The following is a 1124-nucleotide window of genomic DNA, read 5'->3' as shown; positions in this document are numbered from 1 at the left end:
TGCTCGCCGAGCAGGGGCTCGGACTCTTCCGCGCGGTCGTGGCGTGAGGCCCGAGATGTCCGATTTGCCGGAAGGCGTGCGCCCGCTCACGCCGGAAGAGGCCAAGACCCGCCGCAAGCGCTCGGTCGCCATCGCCCTGACGCTCGGCGCCCTGGTGCTGATCTTCTTCGTGCTGACGATCGCCAAGCTCGGACCGCAGGTCCTGCAGCGGCCGCTCTGAGGGCTTCGAACCGATGACGGATGCAACGGAGCGGCAGAAGCAGGCGGCGCGCGGCGCGCGCTGGACCGTGCTCGCCTGCGCCGGCGTGGTGCTCGGCATGGGCGGCCTCGCGGCGGTGTCGGCGCCGCTCTACTCGATGTTCTGCAAGGCGACCGGCTACGGCGGCACGCCGCTCGTCGGCACTGCGCCCTCCGCGCCGGTGACCGAGGCCCTGGCACCGGTCTCGGTCCGGTTCGACACCAACGTCGCCAAGACCCTGGCCTGGCGGTTCCAGCCGGAACAGTCCCGGGTCGAGGCGGTGCCCGGCCAGACGGCGACCGTGTTCTTCAAGGTGACGAATACCGGCCCCGCGGCCTCCACCGGCATCGCCGTGTTCAACGTGCAGCCGGACCTGATGGGCAGCTACTTCGTCAAGGTGCAGTGCTTCTGCTTCGACGAGCACACCCTGCAGCCGGGCGAGTCGGCGGAATTCCCGCTGGTGTTCTACGTCGATCCGGCCCTGCGCAAGGATCCGGATATCGGCACCCTCTCGGAGATGACGCTGTCCTACACCTACTACCCCTCGAAGAACGGCGCGCCGGTGGCGGAAGCGGCCAAGTCCGGCCCGACGCGCAATTTTTGAGGGATCGGTCGGCGGCTCAAGCGTGACAATGGCGCGGCCGCCGAAGTAGAGGATTTTCAACCGAGGCCCGGTCCCACCGGGCCTCCAAGGCAACAGGGCCCGGCCGTCAGCCGGTGACGGGCAAGGGCTTAGGGAGAACCATCGCGATGGCCGGGGCGCACGCCAAGAACCACGACTACCACATCATCAACCCGAGCCCCTGGCCGCTGCTGGGCGCCTTCTCCGGGTTCCTGATGGCCTTCGGCGCCGTCTTCTGGATGAAGGGCCTCTCCGCCGGCGGCC

General features: G+C 69.2%; 3 protein-coding genes. All 3 read left to right on the top strand.

Annotated features, from left to right (window positions below):
• The first annotated feature begins 55 nt into the window (after positions 1-55).
• On the top strand, positions 56-220 hold the full coding sequence (locus tag MFF42_RS12455; RefSeq protein ID WP_017486502.1) for a cytochrome c oxidase system small membrane protein: 165 nt from the start codon (positions 56-58) through the stop codon (positions 218-220).
• Positions 221-233: 13 nt separating this feature from the next.
• The gene (locus MFF42_RS12450; protein WP_238256030.1) at positions 234-842 is read left to right on the top strand and encodes a cytochrome c oxidase assembly protein; all 609 of its coding nucleotides are present in this window, start codon (positions 234-236) and stop codon (positions 840-842) included.
• A 146-nt stretch (positions 843-988) separates the two neighbouring features.
• A partial coding sequence (locus MFF42_RS12445; protein ID WP_238256031.1) for a cytochrome c oxidase subunit 3 occupies positions 989-1124 on the top strand: 136 nt, incomplete at its 3' end.

It is taken from the genome of Methylorubrum podarium, from assembly GCF_022179745.1.
Classification (GTDB): Bacteria; Pseudomonadota; Alphaproteobacteria; order Rhizobiales; family Beijerinckiaceae; genus Methylobacterium; species Methylobacterium podarium.
The sequence above is the reverse complement of the archived record's forward strand: the minus strand, read 5'-3'. Positions and strand labels throughout refer to the sequence as shown.

Excerpts from the sequence above, each read along its gene's own strand:
- MFF42_RS12455 (WP_017486502.1), top strand. The coding sequence starts at position 56 with ATGTCCGATTTGCCGGAAGGCGTGCGCCCGCTCACGCCGGAAGAGGCC.
- MFF42_RS12450 (WP_238256030.1), top strand. The coding sequence starts at position 234 with ATGACGGATGCAACGGAGCGGCAGAAGCAGGCGGCGCGCGGCGCGCGC.